Below are 15,193 nucleotides of genomic sequence, written 5' to 3' on the forward strand. Positions count from 1 at the left end.
TTTCTTATTCGACCGCGATGGCGGTCACAGTTCCGTTTTGTGTTTGAAAAATCAGGTTTGTGCCGGCCACCAGCGGCGTGCCCACGATCGGGCTCCCGTCGGTTGCGGCGCGCGCCAGGAAAGAGCCATCTTCGCGCGACAGGAAGTGCACGTAGCCTTCGTAGTCGCCGACCGCGACGGCGCGGCCATACGACAGCGGGGTCGACAGGCGGCGGAACGACAGTTTGTCGTTCTTCCAGCTGCTGGCGCCCGTGTCGCGGGTGAATGCATTGAGTGCTCCCTTGTCGTCCGGTGCGAACACGAACAATTGGTCGACGGCCACGCCGACGCTGGAGGACAGGTCGCGCGTCCAGCGCGCCGAACCGGTCACCAGGTCAAAGCAGCCTACGCGCCCTTGGTAGGAAGCGGCGCACACCTCGTTTTCGAACAGCACCGGGGCGCCGCCGATATCGGTGACGCGCTCCAGTTCGGTCGCGCCGCGCGAGATGCCGACCTCGACGTCCCAGCGCGGTGCGCCGGTGGCGATGATCAGTGCGGACAGCTTGCCGCCCGGCTGCGCGACGATGACGTCGGTGCCGGCCACGATCATGCCCGGCGCATTGCGCAGGGTCAGTGGTGGCGCGACCTTCTGCACGGTCCATTTCTTGCTGCCATCGGTCGCATCGACACCGACGATGCGGTTGTCGATCGAACGGGCGACGACGATGCCTTGCGACACGACCGGCGCCGACAGGATTTCGCTCGAGAGCTGCGTTTTCCAGAGCAGCTTGCCGTCCATGTCGTAGCCCATCAGGATGCCCTTTTCGGCGCCCACGACGATCAGGTTGCCATCCGTGCCCACGCCCGCCGACAGGTCGCTCTCGGCCTTGACGCGCCACAGCTGCTTGCCGGTGGCGGCGTCGACGCGCGCGATGGCGCCGTCAGCTGCGGCCACGACGAGCGTGTTGCCGCTCAGCGCAGGCGTGAACTGGTAGCCCTTGGCCTTGCCGATGTCGAGTTTCCATGCGGTGCGCACGGCCATGCTGCCCTTGAGTTCGACGAGCTTGGCGGGTTGATCGCCCTTCTTGTCGGATGCAAATGGATTGAGCGAATTGAGGGTCGAGCAACCCGTCATCAGGGCCAGTACGCCGACGCCAACAAGCTTGCTGCTAATACGCATTATGTTCTACCTTGTTCCTGGACTATAAAGGACGCAAAGCCCGCGGCCGCTCGAAGGCGGACGCGGGCCATCTCATGCGAAAAATTTACGCAGCCGCTTTCTGGTCTGCGGCTGGCGATGGTGCCGTGTTCTTGTCTGCCGGCACGGTACCGCCGATGGCTTCAAGCTTGACCTGCACCAGTTGACGGGCCGGGCTGGCGGCATCCATCGCGGCCAGTGCGGCGACATACGCAGCACGCGCTTCGTTCAGCTTGTTCTGGCCGACCAGCACATCGCCCTTGCGGTCGTTCACTTCAGCAGTGAACTGCGGCAGAAAGGTGCCGTTCAAGACTTTCAGGGCCTCATCGAAGGCTTTTTCATCGAGCAACACGCCAGCCAGACGCAGCTTGGCGATCGACTTGTACTCATCGTTGCCGTTGTCGGCTGCCCATTGCAGCTGGGCTTTGGCGGTTTTCAGGTCGTTCGCCTCGAACGCCGTCTTGGCCGCGGCCAGGGCTGCCATTTGGGTGTACGGCGAGCTTTCGTACTTGCTGCGGATGTCGCCGGCGATACGCTGCACCTTGGCGTTGTCGTTGGCCAGCAGCGATGTCTGCAGTTCGTCGTACAGCGCCGAAGCTTCGATTGACTTGTTGGCCTGGTGGGTCTTCCAGAAATTCCAGCCGGCGAAGGAACCGAGCGCCAGGATCAAAACCCAGACGATGATGTTGCCGTATTTCGACCAGAACGCCTTGAAGGAATCAAGCTGTTCCTGCTCTTGGTGATCGTATGCCATGTGCGTGTTCTTGTAGTGGTTGAATGGTTTGCGAGGTACGACGGATGTTAATGCTTGTGCACGTGATCGTGGTCGTGACCGCAGTGTTCGTCATGCACGTGCGCGCCGGTGATCTGGTCGACCAGGTAATCGACCACTTCCAGGAACGGCACGGTGCTCTGCTGCTGCTCGCCGATCTCGCCGCGCATGGTCTTCACGGCCGCGGTTTCGTTGGCGACTTCGTCCTCGCCAATGATCACGGCAAACGCTGCGCCGGACCCGTCAGCCTTCTTCATCTGGCTCTTGAAGCTGCCGGCACCCGCTGGCGTTGCGCAATGTAACACAACATCCAGCCCGGCATCCCGAATGCGCTCGGCCAGGATGAAGGCTTGCAGCTGCGCCTTCTCGCCCTGATGGACCATGTAGACGTCGCATTGGTTCGGCTCGGCCGGCTCACCCATTGCCTTCATCAGCTCGATGATGCGCTCCATGCCCATCGCGAAACCGACGGCTGGCGTGGCCTTGCCGCCAAAGGTTTCCACCAGCGGATCGTAGCGGCCGCCAGCGCAGATCGTGCCTTGCGAGCCGAGTGCATCGGTGACCCACTCGAACACGGTGCGGTTGTAATAGTCCAGGCCGCGCACGAGGCGCGGGTTTACCGTGTACTGCACCGCGTTCTGGTCCAGCAGGAACTTGACGCCGTTGAAGTGCGCCAGCGATTCTTCGCCCAGATAGTCGAGCAGGCGCGGGGCCGCGTTGACCATCTCCTGCATGGCCGGGTTCTTGGTGTCGAGGATACGCAGCGGATTGCTGTGCAGGCGGCGCTTGGCTTCGGCGTCCAGGATGCTTTCGTGCTGCTCGAGGTAGGCGATCAGGTCGGCGCGGTGACGCTGGCGCTCTTCGGCATTGCCGATCGAGTTCAGCTCCAGGCGCACGTTCTCGATGCCCAGGTCATCCCACAGGCGACGGCACATCATGATCAGCTCGGCATCGATGTCCGGGCCCGAAAAACCGATGGCTTCCGCGCCGAACTGGAAGAACTGGCGATAGCGGCCGCGCTGCGGACGCTCGTGGCGGAACATCGGGCCCTTGTACCAGAGGCGGCGCGGGCCGTCGTAGACCAGATTGTGTTCGAGCACGGCCCGCACGACGCTCGCGGTGCCTTCCGGGCGCAGCGTGAGCTGGTCGCCGTTCATCGAATCTTCGAACGAATACATCTCTTTTTCGACGATGTCGGTCACGGCGCCAATGGCGCGCGAGAACAGGCTCGTCTGCTCGACGATCGGCGTGACGATCTTCTGGTAGCCGTAGCTTTTCAGGATCGTTTCAGTGGTGTTCTCGAACAACTCCCACAGCGGTGCATCGCTGGGCAGGATGTCGTTCATGCCTTTGATGGCGACGATTTTTTCTGGTTTGGACATGGTAAGTAAATTCTTCGATCACCGCGTTTTGACACCGCGGCGAATTTTATTGTGCGACCGACTCGCGGCTGTAATTCTTCTTCACGTAATCGAGCACGATCGTCTGGAATTCTTCGACGATTCGCTCGCCGCGCAGCGTGGCAAACTTCTGGCCATCGACAAACACCGGCGCCGCCGTCGATTCGCCCGTGCCCGGCAAGCTGATGCCGATGTTCGCGTGCTTCGATTCGCCCGGACCATTGACGATGCAACCCATCACGGCCACGTTCATGCCTTCCACGCCCGGATAGGTCTTTTTCCATTCCGGCATCTGGTCGCGCAGGAAGGTCTGGATATTGTCCGCCAGCTCCTGGAACACGGTCGACGTCGTGCGGCCGCAACCAGGGCACGCAATGACCATCGGCGTGAACTTGCGCAGGCCCATCGTCTGCAGGATTTCCTGGCCGACGATGACTTCGCGCGTGCGATCGCCCCCCGGCTCGGGCGTCAGCGAAATACGGATCGTGTCGCCGATGCCTTCTTGCAGCAGCACCGACAGCGCGGCGGTCGAGGCGACGATGCCTTTGCTGCCCATGCCCGCTTCGGTCAGGCCCAGGTGCAGCGGATAATCGCAGCGGCGGGCCAGCTCGCGGTACACGGCGATCAGGTCCTGCACGCCCGAGACCTTGCACGACAGGATGATCTTGTCGCGCGCCAGGCCCACTTCTTCGGCGCGGATCGCGTTTTCGATGGCCGACGTGATCAACGCTTCATACATGACGGCCTGGGCCGACCATGGATTGGCGCGCAATGCGTTCTCGTCCATGATGCGCGCCAGCAGCGACTGGTCCAGGCTGCCCCAGTTCACGCCGATGCGCACCGGCTTGTCGTACTTGGCAGCGATCTCGATCATCTGGGCGAACTGGGTGTCGCGCTTGGCGCCCTGCCCCACATTGCCCGGATTGATCCGGTATTTCGACAGCGCCTGCGCGCACTCGGGATAGTCGCGCAGCAGCAGGTGGCCGTTGTAGTGGAAGTCGCCGACCAGCGGCACATCGACTTCCATGCGGTCGAGCTGGGCGCGAATCGCCGGCACGGCCGCTGCGGCTTCCGGCGTGTTCACGGTGATGCGCACGATCTCGGAGCCGGCGCGTGCCAGCTCCTTGATCTGGATCGCGGTGCCGATCGCATCGGCGGTATCGGTATTGGTCATCGACTGCACGACGACCGGTGCATCGCCGCCGACCCACACCTGGCGCGCACCATGCGCGACCAGGACCTTGCGGCTGGCGCGGCGGGCCATCGGGCCCGACGGAATGGCGGCGGCCGATGCGAACTCGGGGACAGAGGTTTCGTTCAAGGAATTCATGTTGGTTCCAGCGAGTGATCAGCTTATTTCAGGGCCACGCGTGCGATGGTCTTGCCCGGCTGCTGTGGCAGCGGGACGTTGGCGCCGCGCAGGGTCGCGGTCACGGCGCCCGGCACGCCGACGGTCAGGTTGACCGGGCCGGCGACCTCGACCGACTCGGTGCTGCCGGCCTTGACCAGGCGCGAGATCAGCGGACGACCGCCGCCGCTCGGACGCACTTCGATCCACGAATCGGCGCGCACGTTCAGCACCAGGGTGTTGACGCCGGCAGCAGCCGGTGCTACGGCAGCCGGCGCCGCCGCGACTGGTGTCGGCGTGGCCGTCGCCGGTGCAGTGACCGGCGCCGCGGCAGGTGCGGCAGCAGGTGCGGTTGGCGTGGTTGGTGTGGTTGGCGCCGTCGTTGGCGCGCCCGCCGGGGCCGTGCCCTGGCTCGACGGCGACGGCACCGAAATGAGCGGCACCGATGGATTGATCAGGCCCTGCTGGACCGGCGCGGCGGCGCCTGGCGCAGCAACGCCCGGTGCCACGACGCCGGCAGCCGGATTCTCGAGCACCATCGTATCGCCCGATTCGACATCGCGGTTCAGACTTGGTATCAGGTTGAACTGCCAGGCCGCAACTGCAGCACCGGCCACGACGACCACGGCGGCGATCCAGCCCAGCGGCAGGCTGCGGCGCTTGCCGTTGATCGGGAACCGGGTTTCCGAGAACGCCGCCGGTTTTTGTTCACGGCGGGCAGCAGCCATCGCCGACTGGGCGCCAGCACGGGCTTCCGGCGGCATGTTCAGTTCGATCATCGACACCAAGGGCGCCGCGTCGATGCGCAGCAGCTTGGCGTAGGCGCGCACGAAACCGCGCGTGACGGCCGGGCTGGGCAGCGAGGCGTAATCGCCCGCTTCCAGCGCCAGCACCTGGCGCGGCGCCAGCTTGAGCTGGTCGGCAACCTGCTCGACGCTCCAGCCCATGGTCTCGCGCTGGGATTGCAGGGTCTTGCCAGGGATGCCGGACGCGTTGCCCGGTGCGGCTGGCTGGTCTGCTTGCTCGTTCATTGTCCTTGTCCTTGTCCTTGTTCTTCTTTACTCACCAAACGCCCCGCGCTCGTACGCTGCGTACTCGGGCGAACCGGGGAAGCGGCGCCGCAGCTGGGCTGCCAGCGACGCTTCATGAGTCCGGTCACCCGCCTTGCGGCCGATGCGCATGGCAAGCCACAGCGCATCAGCCGGCAGCGTCTCGAGCTTGGCTGTCTCGAGCAGGCGGTTGATGAAAAAACCGGCGCGCTCAAGGTCGCGCCGCTCGTAATACACCCGCGCCAATCCGGTATTGACCGTCGGCAGACCGGGGTTCAGACGCAAGGCTTCGAGCAGATAACGCTCGGCCGCATCGTTGTTCCGGTTCTTGATGCTGCACACGCCCGCATTCACCAGCGCGCTGAGCGGCGTCTGGTAAGTGGGGTTCTTCAGTGCGGCATCGAAATAACGCATTGCCTCGGCTGGACGGTTGACCGACTGGCACAAAAACGAACCGAAGTTGTTGGAAAACTCCGGATCGTTCGGGCGCAGGCGCAGCGCCTGCTGGTAATTCTCTTCGGCCAACGGATACTGGCCCATCGACGTGTAGACCAGCGCGCGCAAGCCGTACGCATCGGCATAGGCGGCATCGGCCGCCAGCGCCTTCTTGATTTCGTCGAGTGCGATTTCGTACTTGCCCTGCTGGTAATAACCGACCGCCAGTTGAATGCGGATCGACGCACGCTTCTCGCCCGCCGTCTGGTCCGACGCCGTCTTGAGCTCACCGGTAGTACCCGACCCGTCGCCCGCGTTGCTGGCGCATCCGGCCAGCAGGGTCAGGGTCGAGGCGAGTGCAAGCGCGGCGGCGGCAAGCTTCATCAGGTCGGGATCTCCACGATGCGCCCGAAGTCGGCGCCAAACTTTTTCTGGTACTCGGCCATTTTTTCCATGCGCTCGACCACCCGGGTGCGGTCCTTGACCTCACCGGCCAGCTGGCCGCAGGCGGCGTCGATATCGTCGCCGCGCGTCTTGCGCACGGTGGTGACGATACCGGCATCCATCAGCACCTGGGCAAACGCCTTGATGCGGGGATTCTTGGAGCGGAACAGGCCGGACTCGGGGAACGGATTGAACGGAATCAGGTTGAACTTGCAGTTCACGCCGACCACCGGGTCGTTGACCAGTGCGATCAGCTCGCGTGCGTGCTCGTCGCTGTCGTTGAAGCCGTCGAGCATGCAGTATTCGAAGGTAATGAAGTCGCGCGGCGCGAACTCGAGATAGCGCTTGCAGGCGGCCATCAATTCGCGCAGCGGGTATTTCTTGTTCAGCGGCACCAGGATATCGCGCAGCGCATCGTTCGACGCGTGCAGCGACACCGCCATGGCCACCGGCACATCCTGCGACAGCTTGTCGATGTTCGGCACCACGCCCGAGGTCGACAGGGTCACGCGGCGGCGCGACAGGCCGTAGGCGTTATCGTCGAGCATCAGCTTGAGCGCGGTAACGGTGGGTTCGTAGTTCAGCAGCGGCTCACCCATGCCCATCATCACCACATTGGTGATCTGGCGTTCGCCTTTCGGGCCTGGCTCAATGCCTTTGGTGCGGCGCAGCTCGAACTCGGCCATCCACAGCTGGCCGATGATTTCGGCGACTGTGAGGTTGCGGTTGAAGCCCTGCTTGCCCGTCGAGCAGAAGCGGCAATTGACGGCGCAGCCGGCTTGCGTCGAGATGCACAGCGTGCCGCGATTTTCTTCCGGGATGAACACGGTTTCGACCGCGTTGCCATTGCCGACATCGACCAGCCACTTGCGCGTGCCGTCGGTGGACGTGTTGTCGCTGACGATGGCTGGTGCGCGCACTTCGGCGCGCGTGCTCAGCTTTTCACGCAGCGATTTGGCCAGGTCGGTCATGCTGTCGAAGTCCGCGGCGCCAAACTGGTGGATCCAGCGTTGGAGTTGCTTGGCGCGGAACGGCTTCTCACCCAAGTCGGCGCAATAAGCGACGAGTTGCGCGGGATCGAGGTCCAGCAGGTTGGTGAGCGTCGTCATGGCAAAAATTCCTCAGTTTCAGCACCCGCTCGCATCGGCCCTTGGCCGCAGGCGAGCGGGTTACTCATTGCATTAGTCCGGGGAGAATGCTCCGGGGCGCGCCCGGACTGCGCTCCCCCTTACTAATTAACGCGAGTAGACGTTCAGTGCCGGGAAGTAGTAAGCGATTTCCACAGCAGCGGTTTCGGCAGCGTCCGAACCGTGAACAGCGTTGGCATCGATCGAATCAGCGAAGTCAGCGCGGATGGTGCCAGCGTCAGCTTTCTTTGGATCGGTTGCACCCATCAGGTCGCGGTTTTTCAGGATCGCGCCTTCGCCTTCGAGGGCGGTGACCATGACTGGGCCCGAGATCATGAACTCGACCAGGTCCTTGAAGAATGGACGTGCAGCGTGCACAGCGTAGAAGCCTTCGGCTTCAGCGCGCGACAGTTGCACCATGCGTGCAGCGACGATCTTCAGGCCTGCTTCTTCGAAACGGCTGTAGATTTTGCCGATCACGTTTTTTGCGACTGCGTCAGGCTTGATGATGGACAGGGTGCGTTCGATTGCCATGAGAAAACTCCAATAAAATGAAAGGTTTAGAACTGAGCGATGTAAACAAACTTTGGGACTCAATTAACCTTCAATTTTACCATATCCGACCCGAAAAGCTCATATTGCAGTGGCGGTCGGCAAGGTGGTACAGTGGCAGCAAACTTACGTCCAGTTTCTTCATCAACCTTCATGCTCGTTTAAGCTGCGTGTTATAGGATGATAGGTAGTTGCTGTACAGTACCTGCAGTTATTCATTTCTCCGGAGGCACTATGTATCCTAGTACCCAAAGTACCATCGACCTGACCAAAGGTGGCCAGGCCTCGCGTAACAAAGTGCTACGCAATACTTACTGGTTGCTGGCGCTGTCGATGATCCCGACCGTGGCAGGCGCCTTCCTTGGCGTGTCCATGGGTGTCGCGCTGTTCAGCGGCATGCTCGGCTTCGTGATCTTCCTGGCCGTGGCATTCGGCTTCATGTGGGCGATCGAAAAGAACAAGGACTCCGGTCTGGGCGTTGCCCTGCTGCTGGGCTTCACGTTCTTCATGGGCCTGATGCTGGCCCCGCTGCTGACGCACACGCTGAACTATTCGAACGGCGGCAGCCTGATCATGACCGCCTTCGGCGGCACCGCGATCGTGTTCGCCGTGATGGCCAGCATCGCCACCACGACCAAGCGCGACTTCTCGGGGATGGGCAGCTGGCTGATGGCCGGCGTCGTCGTGCTGCTGCTGGCGGTCGTCGCCAACATCTTCCTGCAGATGTCGGTGCTGTCGATCGTGATCTCGATCCTGGCGATCGGTATCTTCTCGGCCTTCATCCTGTATGACGTGCAGCGCATCGTCAACGGCGGCGAAACCAACTACGTCACCGCCACGCTGTCGATCTACCTGAACGTCTTCAACATCTTCTCCAGCCTGCTGCGCCTGCTGGGCATCGTGGGCGGCGACGACTGATCGTCCCCTGCCCCGATAAAAAAACCGGCCAGTGGCCGGTTTTTTTTCACCCATTTCTCGACCCACAGCGGGGGGTCAGGTCTGACATTCGGACACGGCCCCAGCCGTGACCACCTCCACAGCAGGGGTCAGGTCTGACATTCAGACACGACCTCAGCCTTAGCCATCTTCAACGGTGTCTCGCTCAAAATTAGCATGGTCCGATGCCGGCTAGCTTCCACTGCCCGACTGTCGAGCACGTGTCCGAATGTCAGACCTGACCCCGGCTTTGCAGTCGAGCTTGTGTCCGAATGTCAGACCTGACCCCGGCTTTCAGGTCCACTCTTCTACCGGGGCAGGCTTTTCGCCCAGCTCGAACACGCCGATCGATTCGACGTGCGATGTGTGCGGGAACATGTTCACGACGCCCGCTTTGGTCATCACGTAACCGGCTTCGTGCACGAGGATGCCGGCGTCGCGTGCCAGTGTCGATGGGCTGCACGAGACGTAGACGATCCGCTGCGGCATCAGGTGCTCGTGGGTGACGCGCAGATCGGCAAGTGCCTGCGCCAGCGCCATGGCGCCATCGCGGGGCGGGTCGATCAGCATGCGGTCGAACCGGCCCAGCGCCACCAGGTCTTCTTTCGTCACGTCGAACAGGTTGCGGGTCGAGAAGGACGTTTTGGCGGCCAGGCCGTTGGCGCGGGCATTGTCCAGGGCGCGCTCGGTCAGCGCAGTGCTGCCTTCGATACCGACGACTTCGCGCGCCTGGGTGGCCAGCGGCAGCGTGAAGTTGCCCAGGCCGCAGAACAGGTCGGCCACGCGGTCGGTCGGTTGCACGTCCAGCAGGCGCAGCGCTTTGGAGACCAGCACGCGGTTGATCTGGTGGTTGACCTGGGTGAAGTCGGTCGGCTTGAACGGCATGCGGATCCCGAACTCGGGCAGCGTGTAATACAAGTCGGTACCCAGCGGATAGTAAGGATGCGCCGAATCGGGGCCCTTCGGCTGCAGCCACCAATGGATCTTCCATTCATCGGCGAATGCCTTGAGCAGGGTTTCGTCCTGGCGGCTAAGCGGTGCCATGATGCGCAGCACCAGCACGGTCGATTCTTCGCCGATCGCCACTTCGATCTGCGGCACATGGTCGATCACGGACAGCGCCGCGATCAATTCGCGCAGCGGCACGATCAGACGCGCGACGTGGTCGGGCAGGATTTCGCAGGTGACGATGTCGGCCACCAGTGCGGAGGATTTTTCGTGAAAGCCCACCATCACCGTGTTTTTCTTCGGCACGTTACGCACCGACAGGCGCGCGCGGTAGCGGTAATCCCAGGTCGGGCCGTACATCGGCCGCAGGATGGTCTCGGCCTTCACCTTGGCGATGTGCTTCAAGTTATCTTCAAGCACGCGCTGCTTCATTGCCACCTGCGCGCCCGGCTCCAGGTGCTGCATCGAGCAGCCGCCGCAGTCACCGAAATGGATGCATTTCGGCTCCACCCGCATCGATGACGCGCGCTGCAGCGTGACCATGCGGCCCGCTTCCCAGTTCTTCTTTTTCTTCAGCAGTTCGTAGCTGACGCGCTCGCCCGGCAGCGCGCCTTCGACGAAGACGACTTTACCCTGGGAGCCGTCGGCGTTCTCGAGGTGGCCAACGCCGCGCCCGTCCATGTCGAGGGATTTGATGTCGATGAAAATGTCGTGCATGGGCGATCAGAAAGGAGTGAACGTCGGGAGGAGGATGCGCTGGCGGCGCGGCCGTACAGGCGGCGCATGATAGCAAGGAAACGGATGAGGCGCTACCAGCGGCCCCGGACCCGTTACAGCAGAGAATCGCGGTGGACGCCGCGGGCGGCCATTGCCCGCTTGAGCTTGATGAGCGCTTCCTGCTGGATCTGGCGCACCCGCTCGCGCGTAACGCCCAGCTCGTCGGCCAGCGTCTCGAGCGTGGCCGGCTCGTCGTTGTCCAGGCCAAAGCGCCGCGTGACGACCAGGCGCTGCTTGTCGGGTAGCCGAGCCAGCCAGTCGCGCACCAGCAGCGCGGCTTCCTGCTGCTCGGCGTGGGCGTCGGGACTGCTCTCGCCATCGTCGGGCAGCACGTCCATCAGGCTCGACTGCGGGTCGTTGTCGAGCGGCGCGTCGAGCGAGGTGGGGTGTTCGGACAGCATCAAAATATCCTGCACTTCTTCGACCGGGCGGCCGATCAGGCTGGCGATGTCCTCGCTCGAGGCGTCCTTGCCGTTGCGGGTTTGCGCTTCGAGGTGGTATTTGGCGCGCAGCACGCCATTGAGTTCGCGCACCATGTGCACCGGCAGGCGCACCGTGCGCGCCTGGTTCATGATCGCGCGCTCGATGCTCTGGCGAATCCACCAGGTCGCATAGGTCGAGAAGCGAAAGCCCCGCTCGGGCTCGAACTTGTCGATCGCGCGCATCAGGCCGATATTGCCTTCCTCGATCAGATCCAGCAGCACCACGCCGCGGTTGATGTAATGCTTGGCGATCGAGACGACCAGACGCAGATTGTGCTCGATCATCGTCTGGCGCGCGCCAAAATCCCCGGCCTTGGCCAGCGTGGAGAAATGGACTTCTTCGGCGTGCGTGAGCAGCGCGCGGGTACCGATCTGGTTCAGGTAGTGCTGGGTGGTGTCGGTCGCGAGCTCGGCCTGCAAGACCTTGCGCAGCTCGTCGACCGTGTCGACGACCACGGCAACCGCCGTCGGTTCGCCGTCGTCCGCAGCAGGCGCCGCTTCGCTTTCCGGATCATCCGGAAACTCGTCGGTATCCTGCGAATCGAGCGAGTGCGGCGGCTGCGTCATACCATCCTATCGAACGGGCAGGAACCTCGTCGGGTCGACCGGCTTGCCCTGCTGGCGGATCTCGAAGTGAAGCTTGACCAGATCGGCGTCGGAATCGCCCATTTCGGCGATCAGCTGGCCCTTGGCCACGTTGTCGCCTTCCTTCACGACAATCTTGCGATTGTGCGCGTAGGCCGACAACAGGCTGTTGCTATGCTTGACGATGACGAGGTTACCATAACCGCGAATTCCGCTGCCCGCGTACATGACCTTGCCGGAACCGGCGGCGACCACTGGCTGACCGGCCTTGCCGGCGATATCCAGACCCTTGTTGCGGCCGTCGTCGAAGGTGGCGATCACGCGCCCGTCCGATGGCCACATCCAGCTCAGGCGTGCTTCGTCGCTGGCAGCGGCAGCCGGGGCTGCCGGCGCCGCCGGCACGACCGGCGTGACGGCAGGAACGCTCGGGCGCGTGTCGGCTGCGGCGCTCTCGGTGAATGGCTTCTTGTCGACGCGCGGCTCGGTCTTGCGCGGCGTGGTGGCGGCCGGCGGCATCGGAATCGGCTGGGTCTGGACGTTGGCGGTGCGTTCGCCGCCCGGCGCGCTCACGCGCAGCACCTGGCCGACCTTGATGTCGTCCGGATTGGCCAGCTTGTTCCAGTCGACCAGGTCGCGGTAGTTCTGGCCGAAGTCGAAGGCGATGCGCAGCAGCGTGTCGCCCTTGCGCACGGTGTACATGCCGCGCTCGTCATGCTTGGGTGCCTCGTCGACGCGCACCGGGGCCGGACGGGTCTGGACAGGCGGGGTACCGCGTTCGACGACAGGCGCCTGGCGGGAAGTGGTGGAACAGCCGGCCACGAGGCCGATGAAAATCGTCAGGAGAGCGATACGCGGTGCTTGTGTCATTGGCATTCTTTAGTCTTGTCGGCATGCTGCGGGCCTGGCGGCCCGGATTGAAATTAGATGGTGCCCGGACGCAGTGGCACGAAGTGGCACGCTTCCAGCGTTTCGCTGGTCCACTCGGCCTTGCCGGTGCGGGTTATGCGGTGCAGATGCTGCACCTCGGCACCAATGGGCGCCACGAGATGCGCACCAATGGCCAGCTGCTCGAGCAGCGCGCGCGGCACTTCGAGGCCGGCGGCCGCGAGAATGATACCGTCGAACGGCGCCACCTGCGGCAAGCCTAACATACCATCGCCATACTGCAAACGCAGGTTCGATATGCGCATCGGGCGCAGATTGGTTTTGGCGAGCTCATGCAGGGGCTTGATGCGCTCGATCGAATACACGTCTTTCGCGACAAACGACAGCACTGCAGCCTGATAGCCGCAGCCCGTGCCGATCTCGAGCACGCGATCGAGCTTGCGGCCCGCGCACAGGATGTCGATCATGCGCGCCACGATGTACGGCTGCGAGATCGTCTGCTGATGACCGATCGGCAGTGACGCATCGACATACGCCTGGCCCGACATGGCGGGCTCCAGGAACAGATGGCGCGGCACGATTTCCATGGCGCGCAGCACCTGCGGGTCATTCACGCCCTGGCGCACGATGCGGGCCACCATCGCGCGGCGCACCGCTTCGGTGGCAGCCAGGTCCGAACGCTGGGCAGTCGGCGCGCCGGTAGCGGCCGGCACGTAACCGGGGGCACGCGCGCCCGGTCCGGGTGCTGGCGGCGCCATGTTGCCGCTGGCGGCATTGCGGGTGGCGGTCTGCGGCGTGAATACGGGCGACGGGGCCCCGGGTTTACGCGCCGCGCCCGTCGTCGACGACAGGGGCAACGGGAAGTTCGGACGCGCGTCCTTCATGGCAAGGCTCCAGCCAGCAAATCGAGCTGGGTCTTGTGGGTCAGGTCGATCTGCAGCGGCGTGATCGAGACGCGCCCCTGCGACGTCGCGTGGAAATCGGTGCCCTCGCCTGCATCGAGGCAAGCGCCAGGCGCGCCGATCCAGAAGATTTCGCGCCCGCGCGGATCCTGCGCGCGGATGACGGGCTCGGCCTGGTGGCGACGGCCGAGACGTGTCGGCGTCAACGGGCCGATCTGTTCGTACGGCAGGTTCGGGATGTTCACGTTGAGCAGGAACGGCGACGGCAAGGCGGCAAAACCGCCCGCCGCGAAGCGCTCGACGATGTCGCGTGCCACGCGCGCTGCATCGTCGATGTGGGCCCAACCGCTGTTGACCTGCGAGAACGCGATGGCCGGCACGCCGAACAGGTACGCTTCGGTGGCAGCGGCCACGGTGCCCGAATACAGCGTGTCGTCACCCATGTTCTGGCCATTGTTGATGCCGGAAACAACGAGGTCGGGCAGCGCGTCGGACATCCCGGTCAGCGCGATGTGCACGCAGTCGGTCGGCGTGCCGTTGGCAAAGTAAAAGCCGTTGGCGGCCTTGTGGACCGACAGCGGGCGATCGAGCGTCAGCGAATTGGAGGCGCCGGAACGGTTGCTGTCCGGCGCGACCACGACGATCTCGGCGATCGGCGCGAGCGCGTCCGCCAGCGCCTGGATGCCGGGCGCGAGATAGCCATCGTCATTGCTAATCAGTATCCGCATGAAGGCGATTTTACCTGAAGCAACGCTTCTATCGACACTTGGCGGCGGAAAAATGCACCCGGATTTCATGATCCGGAACGTTGAATGCCGGTTTGACACGTCACTAAAGGGAGGATCTTGCCGAATTAACAATCAGGATGGCAAGAGCGGCAACGGCCAAAAAACCACGCCTACTAGCTGTCGTTCAACTGCCCCAACCCCGCCATGTCCCCTTGCGTGGCGAAGATGTCGGCCAGCGCCCGGCGCGCCGCAAGGCGGGCAGCGACATCACAGGTGGCTTGCCGTGCGCAGGCGCGCAGTACCGCTTCGAGCAAGCGGCGTGCGCTACCGAGTTCGCCGGTCTGGACCAACAGCAGCGCCAGCCGGTAACTGCAGCGCAACGTATCGCGATGCTCGCTGCCCTGCTGACAACGGCGCGCCGCGACGACGCTTTCCAGCACCGTCCGCGCATGTGCGAGCGCGTGCTGCCGCGCGAGCGTCTGCGCGAAGGCTTCGTGGGCATCGAGCGCCGCAGGCGAGGCGAATGACAGGCTGGATTGGTCCATGCGGCGCCTCGTGAATGGAAGGATGGCGTGCCAGGCGGTAAAGAACGGCGCGATCCTGTCGATCCTAGCGTCCCCGTCGGGACCATCGATTGCGGTCGGAC

General features: G+C 63.6%; 15 protein-coding genes. 1 reads left to right on the top strand and 14 read right to left on the bottom strand.

Going from position 1 to position 15,193, the window contains the following annotated elements:
- Positions 1-4: 4 nt before the first annotated feature.
- From bamB to ndk, 8 genes are all read right to left on the bottom strand, one after another.
- Positions 5-1,159 carry an outer membrane protein assembly factor BamB gene (gene bamB, locus AC56LY_RS13050; RefSeq protein ID WP_499580131.1) on the bottom strand — a complete coding sequence of 385 codons (1,155 nt, stop codon included), beginning with the start codon at positions 1,157-1,159 and terminating at the stop codon, positions 5-7.
- An 85-nt stretch (positions 1,160-1,244) separates the two neighbouring features.
- Positions 1,245-1,931 carry a YfgM family protein gene (locus AC56LY_RS13055; RefSeq protein ID WP_499580133.1) on the bottom strand — a complete coding sequence of 229 codons (687 nt, stop codon included), beginning with the start codon at positions 1,929-1,931 and terminating at the stop codon, positions 1,245-1,247.
- A gap of 47 nt (positions 1,932-1,978) precedes the next feature.
- Positions 1,979-3,331, bottom strand: a complete 1,353-nt coding sequence (gene hisS / locus AC56LY_RS13060; protein WP_499580135.1) for a histidine--tRNA ligase — start codon at positions 3,329-3,331, stop codon at positions 1,979-1,981.
- A gap of 46 nt (positions 3,332-3,377) precedes the next feature.
- On the bottom strand, positions 3,378-4,679 hold the full coding sequence (ispG, locus tag AC56LY_RS13065) for a flavodoxin-dependent (E)-4-hydroxy-3-methylbut-2-enyl-diphosphate synthase (protein ID WP_499580138.1): 1,302 nt from the start codon (positions 4,677-4,679) through the stop codon (positions 3,378-3,380).
- 23 nt (positions 4,680-4,702) lie between these two features.
- Complete coding sequence (locus AC56LY_RS13070; protein ID WP_499580140.1) at positions 4,703-5,728, bottom strand: RodZ domain-containing protein; 1,026 nt, start codon at positions 5,726-5,728, stop codon at positions 4,703-4,705.
- A gap of 27 nt (positions 5,729-5,755) precedes the next feature.
- Positions 5,756-6,565, bottom strand: coding sequence for a type IV pilus biogenesis/stability protein PilW (gene pilW, locus AC56LY_RS13075; RefSeq protein WP_499580142.1), 810 nt, complete (start codon positions 6,563-6,565; stop codon positions 5,756-5,758).
- A complete protein-coding gene (rlmN, locus tag AC56LY_RS13080; RefSeq protein WP_258835036.1) occupies positions 6,565-7,734 on the bottom strand; it encodes a dual-specificity RNA methyltransferase RlmN in 1,170 nt (389 codons plus the stop codon). Before rlmN ends, pilW begins: the two co-directional genes overlap by 1 nt.
- A 126-nt stretch (positions 7,735-7,860) precedes the next feature.
- A complete protein-coding gene (gene ndk, locus AC56LY_RS13085; protein ID WP_183555425.1) occupies positions 7,861-8,286 on the bottom strand; it encodes a nucleoside-diphosphate kinase in 426 nt (141 codons plus the stop codon).
- Between the two features lie 252 nt (positions 8,287-8,538).
- Between ndk and AC56LY_RS13090 the strand changes: the two genes are divergently transcribed.
- Positions 8,539-9,222, top strand: a complete 684-nt coding sequence (locus AC56LY_RS13090; RefSeq protein WP_499580145.1) for a Bax inhibitor-1/YccA family protein — start codon at positions 8,539-8,541, stop codon at positions 9,220-9,222.
- 312 nt (positions 9,223-9,534) lie between these two features.
- On the opposite strand, the gene rlmD is transcribed toward AC56LY_RS13090, so the two are convergent.
- From rlmD to AC56LY_RS13120, 6 genes are all read right to left on the bottom strand, one after another.
- On the bottom strand, positions 9,535-10,905 hold the full coding sequence (gene rlmD / locus AC56LY_RS13095; protein WP_499580147.1) for a 23S rRNA (uracil(1939)-C(5))-methyltransferase RlmD: 1,371 nt from the start codon (positions 10,903-10,905) through the stop codon (positions 9,535-9,537).
- Between the two features lie 113 nt (positions 10,906-11,018).
- Complete coding sequence (gene rpoS / locus AC56LY_RS13100; RefSeq protein WP_499580149.1) at positions 11,019-12,014, bottom strand: RNA polymerase sigma factor RpoS; 996 nt, start codon at positions 12,012-12,014, stop codon at positions 11,019-11,021.
- A gap of 6 nt (positions 12,015-12,020) precedes the next feature.
- A complete protein-coding gene (locus AC56LY_RS13105; protein WP_499580151.1) occupies positions 12,021-12,899 on the bottom strand; it encodes a peptidoglycan DD-metalloendopeptidase family protein in 879 nt (292 codons plus the stop codon).
- Positions 12,900-12,952: 53 nt separating this feature from the next.
- Positions 12,953-13,801 carry a protein-L-isoaspartate(D-aspartate) O-methyltransferase gene (locus AC56LY_RS13110; RefSeq protein WP_499580153.1) on the bottom strand — a complete coding sequence of 283 codons (849 nt, stop codon included), beginning with the start codon at positions 13,799-13,801 and terminating at the stop codon, positions 12,953-12,955.
- Positions 13,798-14,547 carry a 5'/3'-nucleotidase SurE gene (gene surE / locus AC56LY_RS13115; protein WP_499580155.1) on the bottom strand — a complete coding sequence of 250 codons (750 nt, stop codon included), beginning with the start codon at positions 14,545-14,547 and terminating at the stop codon, positions 13,798-13,800. Before surE ends, AC56LY_RS13110 begins: the two co-directional genes overlap by 4 nt.
- Before the next feature lie 173 nt (positions 14,548-14,720).
- Positions 14,721-15,092: a hypothetical protein gene (locus AC56LY_RS13120; RefSeq protein WP_499580158.1), complete on the bottom strand. Its 372-nt coding sequence runs from the start codon at positions 15,090-15,092 to the stop codon at positions 14,721-14,723.
- Positions 15,093-15,193 lie beyond the last annotated feature (101 nt).

It is taken from the genome of Telluria sp. ZT3P25 (assembly GCF_059685895.1).

Excerpts from the sequence above, each read along its gene's own strand:
- bamB (WP_499580131.1), bottom strand. The coding sequence starts at position 1,159 with ATGCGTATTAGCAGCAAGCTTGTTGGCGTCGGCGTACTGGCCCTGATG.
- AC56LY_RS13055 (WP_499580133.1), bottom strand. The coding sequence starts at position 1,931 with ATGGCATACGATCACCAAGAGCAGGAACAGCTTGATTCCTTCAAGGCG.
- hisS (WP_499580135.1), bottom strand. The coding sequence starts at position 3,331 with ATGTCCAAACCAGAAAAAATCGTCGCCATCAAAGGCATGAACGACATC.
- ispG (WP_499580138.1), bottom strand. The coding sequence starts at position 4,679 with ATGAATTCCTTGAACGAAACCTCTGTCCCCGAGTTCGCATCGGCCGCC.
- AC56LY_RS13070 (WP_499580140.1), bottom strand. The coding sequence starts at position 5,728 with ATGAACGAGCAAGCAGACCAGCCAGCCGCACCGGGCAACGCGTCCGGC.
- pilW (WP_499580142.1), bottom strand. The coding sequence starts at position 6,565 with ATGAAGCTTGCCGCCGCCGCGCTTGCACTCGCCTCGACCCTGACCCTG.
- rlmN (WP_258835036.1), bottom strand. The coding sequence starts at position 7,734 with ATGACGACGCTCACCAACCTGCTGGACCTCGATCCCGCGCAACTCGTC.
- ndk (WP_183555425.1), bottom strand. The coding sequence starts at position 8,286 with ATGGCAATCGAACGCACCCTGTCCATCATCAAGCCTGACGCAGTCGCA.
- AC56LY_RS13090 (WP_499580145.1), top strand. The coding sequence starts at position 8,539 with ATGTATCCTAGTACCCAAAGTACCATCGACCTGACCAAAGGTGGCCAG.
- rlmD (WP_499580147.1), bottom strand. The coding sequence starts at position 10,905 with ATGCACGACATTTTCATCGACATCAAATCCCTCGACATGGACGGGCGC.
- rpoS (WP_499580149.1), bottom strand. The coding sequence starts at position 12,014 with ATGACGCAGCCGCCGCACTCGCTCGATTCGCAGGATACCGACGAGTTT.
- AC56LY_RS13105 (WP_499580151.1), bottom strand. The coding sequence starts at position 12,899 with ATGACACAAGCACCGCGTATCGCTCTCCTGACGATTTTCATCGGCCTC.
- AC56LY_RS13110 (WP_499580153.1), bottom strand. The coding sequence starts at position 13,801 with ATGAAGGACGCGCGTCCGAACTTCCCGTTGCCCCTGTCGTCGACGACG.
- surE (WP_499580155.1), bottom strand. The coding sequence starts at position 14,547 with ATGCGGATACTGATTAGCAATGACGATGGCTATCTCGCGCCCGGCATC.
- AC56LY_RS13120 (WP_499580158.1), bottom strand. The coding sequence starts at position 15,092 with ATGGACCAATCCAGCCTGTCATTCGCCTCGCCTGCGGCGCTCGATGCC.